Origin of the sequence: Marinilabilia salmonicolor (assembly GCF_003003035.1) — a bacterium.
Classification (GTDB): Bacteria; Bacteroidota; Bacteroidia; order Bacteroidales; family Marinilabiliaceae; genus Marinilabilia; species Marinilabilia salmonicolor_A.
The window spans coordinates 1-5398 of the sequence record NZ_PVTS01000037.1 but is presented as its reverse complement, the minus strand read 5'-3'; the positions used below and the strand labels follow the sequence as shown (position 1 = coordinate 5398).

The 5398-nt window shown below is 39.7% G+C and carries 3 protein-coding genes; all 3 read left to right on the top strand.

Annotated features, from left to right (window positions below; translation table 11 throughout):
- The first annotated feature begins 506 nt into the window (after positions 1-506).
- The 3 genes from BY457_RS18620 (at position 507) to BY457_RS18610 (ending at position 5352) form a co-directional block, all read left to right on the top strand.
- Positions 507-1001, top strand: a complete 495-nt coding sequence (locus BY457_RS18620; protein ID WP_106154837.1) for a GNAT family N-acetyltransferase — start codon at positions 507-509, stop codon at positions 999-1001.
- 453 nt (positions 1002-1454) lie between these two features.
- Entirely contained in the window at positions 1455-3407 is a 1953-nt protein-coding gene (locus BY457_RS18615) for a T9SS type A sorting domain-containing protein (protein ID WP_106154836.1), read from the top strand.
- A gap of 64 nt (positions 3408-3471) precedes the next feature.
- Positions 3472-5352, top strand: coding sequence for a SpvB/TcaC N-terminal domain-containing protein (locus BY457_RS18610; protein ID WP_106154835.1), 1881 nt, complete (start codon positions 3472-3474; stop codon positions 5350-5352).
- Positions 5353-5398: the final 46 nt, after the last annotated feature.

Genomic DNA, 5398 nt, shown 5'->3' with positions numbered 1-5398 from the left:
GTTTTAATTGTTTGAGGCCGAAAAATCGGTTTATTTAAGAAGATTTCTTAGTTTTATGATGGTAAGCTCCCGTTGAAAACGGGTTTAGTTCAACAACCTATATATTTTACTAAAGTTGCTACAGATTTGGGTGTTTCTAAAAATGATTTCAAATGGGAAGATTATGAGGAATAAAAACAAATATTTTACCATCCCTTCGCTGCAAGGCACATTGGCAAAACGCACGAAGCCCACTCTACAACCAAATTTTGCCAAAGAGCCTTTTCGCCCGTCCCGCTCTAACACAGAACTTAAAGATAGTGCAAACTTGATAGATGGACAGCTTGAGAATAAAAACCGCCAGTGCCTAACACATGGTATAGTGCATGCGGGTTTCAGGGGTTTTCGAAGGTTTGTGGCTCGTAAAAAAAGTCGGTGTAAACTGATAGGAAATCGCTTCGTAATCCCGCACGACACCATACCATCAACCGTCAGACCAAGCATTAGGAATATCTCGCAACTAAGTTATGATTCTGGAAACTGATAAAATAAAAATTGAATTAACCCGACTTGATAATATCGAAACCATCATTCAGATTGAGAATGAAAATTTTGATTTTATTGGGCGGTACGATTTTGACCGACACAAAGGAGTGATTGAAAGTGATGATGAAATGCATTTGTCGATATTTGACAAGCATGATAACTCGCTAATTGGCCATGTCATTCTTGCAGGGTTAAGAAATACAAACGAATCGATTGAATTTAGAAGAATAGTGATTTCTAATTTGAAAAAAGGGAAAGGATTCGGGAAAGATTCAATTGATTTAATAAAAAGGTATTGCTTTAAAGAGTTGAATGCAAATCGGATTTGGCTTGACGTATTTCATGATAATTATAGAGCAATAGGGCTTTATAAATCACAAGGATTCAAAATGGAGGGATTATTAAGAGAAGTTATAAAGCAAAACGGCCATTATCATTCACTAGAAATTATGTCGATACTTAAAAATGATTTCTAAAGTGAAATTCCTTCACGAATGGGCCATATTTGCCTGATTGTTAAAGATATTGAATGGGATTAATGTGAATGATTAATTTATTATTAGTTCTTTAATTGTTCTTTCGCAGGCTGTTTGAGTGATTATCTCCGGGTTATTGATTGTCGTCGCTCTTCGACTTATTATTGCTCTCATTCGAGGGCACAAAATAACCGCCTTTTTTAATAATAGCTAATCAATGTGGTAAAGTTTTCAATTACAAGACAATACGATGTTTGTGGTGGTTAATATATATTTTTTTTAGGAATCATTCCAACCATAATAAAATTTACTCGTCTTAAAGAAAAGAATTTTTTACCCGAATGTTCTCTTTAGTGGTTTTGCTCCGTTCCGGAGTGCCCCGTGTTGTTGATAGTTGAGGTTTGATTTACCAGGAAAGAATGTTTGTGGTAACCAAACCTTAAACTTCAACCTATGAAGAAAATTTTACTCGTTACATTTTTTATTGTTTCTCTTTCTTCCCTGGCCCAAAATCCTCAGAATTTCTTGAATCCAAAAGTCTGGTTAAAGGCCGATGCAAAAGGATCTAATCCTGAATTGTGGGAGGATCTTAGTGGAAACGGTTTTGACGGTATCGCTTCTGATACTTCCATTTTGTCAAAAGATACCCTGGTGAATTTTAATCCGGCAGTGCTTCTTGACGGAGAGAATGATGATTTTAAGATTCCCGTTGATTTGAGCGGCACCTCCCAACTGACCATTCTGGCAGTTTACAATTCTAACGATACCTCCGCGGAACGCTCTATATGGCAAACTGCCATTAAGCCTGAACAGGATATTGTTTTAACTACCCAAAGAACGTCCGGTCCACAGAGTATCGTGAAATACTCCGAAGGCAATATGGCTCTTCCGGTATTGAATACCACTACACACTACTGGGGAAAGCCCGGAGACGGTGTTGAAAGTCCTGTTCTTATGCTTGGTGGCAGTATTGTAGATAATGACTCGGTGAAGAATTTTTCAGGAGGAATCTCCGAACTGATGGTTTTTGACCGGTTGGCAGGAGGAGTGGAACTGCAAATTCTCCAATCCTATCTTTCACTGAAATATGGCACTACTTTTCAGTATTCTGATTATCGTGCATCAAGCGGAGAATTAATCTGGGATTACAATGCCAACGGGGATTATTCTTCTGCCATTGCCGGGATTGGGCGGGATGATTTTTTCAATCTGTACCAGAAACAATCCGGTTATGCCGAAGACCCCGATATGCTTGTGATAGGAGCCGGTGGTATTGCAGAATCGAATGCAGCCAATAATACCGAAATTGATCGTGATAATTATCTGATCTGGGGAATGAACAGTGAACCCGTGGAACTTGAAAAGCGGGAAGAAGATCATTATCCTTATAAATTTCCTGTGTTGGAAAGACGGTGGCTGATGACCACAAGGGGTAAGAATGCTACCGAATTATCTACTGAATTGAGATTCGACACCAAAGAATTTTCTGAAGGTGCGGGTTTCTGTTACCTGGTAATTGACCGCACTGCAACAGAAGACTTCTCGGCTAAAGAAATCGAATATCTGTCAGCAGACTCAATTTCTGCCGATGGAATCGCTTACTTTAATGATATCATCTGGGACAAGGATGGATCCGGTCAGGATATTTTCACTTTCTCTTTTGGAATGGACAATGGCGTCAGTTGTAAGCATCCTTTATGTCATGATGACCCAACAGGCGTTGTTAATATTGAGGTAATGGGGGCTAAAGCTCCATATTCTTTTGTTTTGGAAAGCGATTCACTTGAATACCGTCAGACCTGGAAGGACCAGTCCCGCTTTCAGACCGTTTCCAATCTAAAGTCAGGAAAATACAAACTAACGGTAACCGATGTGTTTAAAAAATCGGCCACCGATGAGATTGTCATTACCAATCCAGAAGAGTTTACCACCGGACTCGATAGTTTATATACGCTGGAGTTAGGCAAATCAATTCAACTGGATGCCGGGAAAAATGTGGCAGGTGATCAGGTAGAATATACCTGGATCAATGAGAATGGATTTTATGACAGTTCGCAAGATGTGATGATTAATGAGCCGGGAAATTACACTGTTACCATCACCAACCAATATGGTTGCGCTGTTTCAGAAACCATCCATGTGAAACCACCCAGGGGAATGCAATATCACTACAGCCTTTATCCCAATCCAAGCTCAGGGCATTTCTATATTGATGTTTCCGTTATTGAGCAATCACCTGTGAAAGTGGGTGTTTACACTCTTGACGGGGAGCTTGTTCGGACCTTCAATGGTGATGGGTTGCTAAATTACCAGTTTGAAGAAACACTTGGTAAGGCAGGAGTTTATATTGTGAAAATAGAAACCCGTTATGGTACTGAAGCATTTAAACTTGTTGTGCATGATTGAGCACATTAATCCAGATCTTATTCTTTTTAAACCTCATCAAACCTTTTTGTAATAATCTGTTAATATGAAGCATGTTTTACCCCTTTCCGAATTGAATAAGTATAACTTTTTCTCAAAGCCCGACCTCAGATTCTTCAGAATATCTCCGGCTGCCACACTGTTTGTTATTGTTGCTTTAATACTTTTTTCAAGTTGCGAAGCCGAGAATAAAAAGGCGAAAAGCACTCAGAAAACCGATATCTCAGTCAACCAGGAGGAAGAACCAGTAGTTCTGAAACGAGAGACAGAGAAGAATCTACCGAATTCTGTTGTTAGGAAAACGGAGGTTTTTGAGTCTTCCAATAAATCAGGATTTGTTGGTGTTTCAAATGAAAAACCTTTGGATAATCCGGTGGATAATATTTTTCATGTTTCCATTAATAAACCGATAGAGAGCAGCGACAAGGTGTGGCTGGAATATGAGCTCTGGGGAATTGCAGATTATTGCGGAATTTCAAAGAGCATCAATAGTACTTTGTCGAACGGAGGATATTTTGTTCAAAAAAAGAAAGCCTGGACACCTCAAAAAGAGTTAATAAATCCTGCTATTATTAAAAAAGGAGATAATGTTGTTCGTTTTGGAATAGCTTCAGAGGCAGATTACGCGTATAAAATTCGCAATGTAAAGCTCAGGATAGAACCTCAAAAAGAATTATTATCCGAGCCTCACAGACAATTGATTTTAAATATACCTGACAGTCGTTATTATTATGGTACTACGGGGTATCTTCAGGGCTTTGTTTCCGGGCTAGATGCTCAAAAAGCAAGCATTTTCATTGGAGACGAGGAAGTCTGGTCAGATAAAGGAAATTTTGAAAGTCTTGTGGAGAAATCGATGACGGACGCTGAACAATGGAGTGTTGAGGTGAAAGCAGTTTTTCCAGATGGAGAGGAAATTGTTTCAGATGTTGTTTTTAAAAAGCCCGGGGAATGGTCATTGCAAAATGGTTTTGACAGAACAATCCATCAGGCCGAAGAGAGTGTAGAACCGGATTCGGGATTTTTGGTTGCACTTGGACATGTTAAACTTTCCGGAGATCCAGGAAGTGTGGATGATAAAACCAATATATCGATAACTGCGCTGCGTGATATTGATGTGCCTGCCCTTGATGCCGGGATGGTAAATGTGACAGCCGGTCATAAAGGATATCGTTTTCTTCCCGACGGAACAGAGTTTAATGATTTTGTCTCCCTGGAGATGGGGTATGACACAACTCTGATACCTAATGGTTATTCCGAGGATGATATTCGAACTTTCTATTTTGACGATAAAACGCACCATTGGATTTCTATTCCTAAAGATACCCTGCTACTGGCCTCCAACAGTCTTGTTTCCAAAGCACATCACTTCACCGATTACATCAATGGTATTATTAAAGTGCCTGAGTCACCAGAGACGCAAGGGTACACCCCTACTTCTCTGAAAGATGTAAAGGCAGCCAATCCGGCTACCGGCATAAATCTTATTCAACCACCCTCGGCGAACTCAATGGGTAATGCCAATTTGAGCTATCCTATAAATATTCCCGCAGGGCGTCAGGGAATGCAACCACAGTTGGGTATTTCTTACAACAGTGGTGGCGGAAATGGATGGTTAGGTCTTGGTTGGGATTTATCTGTTCCTTCGATTACCGTAGATACACGGTGGGGTGTGCCGCGCTATGATACAATAAATGAATCAGAAACTTACCTTATGATGGGCGAGCAGTTATCTCCACTTGCTCACAAAGGTGAAAAGATACTGAGAGAAAAGAATAAACAATTCTATCCTCGTGTGGAAGGTTCGTTCAATAAGATAATCAGGAGAGGGGATAAACCGGAAAACTATTATTGGATAGTAACAGATAAAAGTGGTACTAACCCAACTTGCAAACATGCATCCATAAAAAGCTGTTTGACAGCATGATACACTTTGTATTTTTACATTTGGGTCACCACTTTTGTTTTTCTGA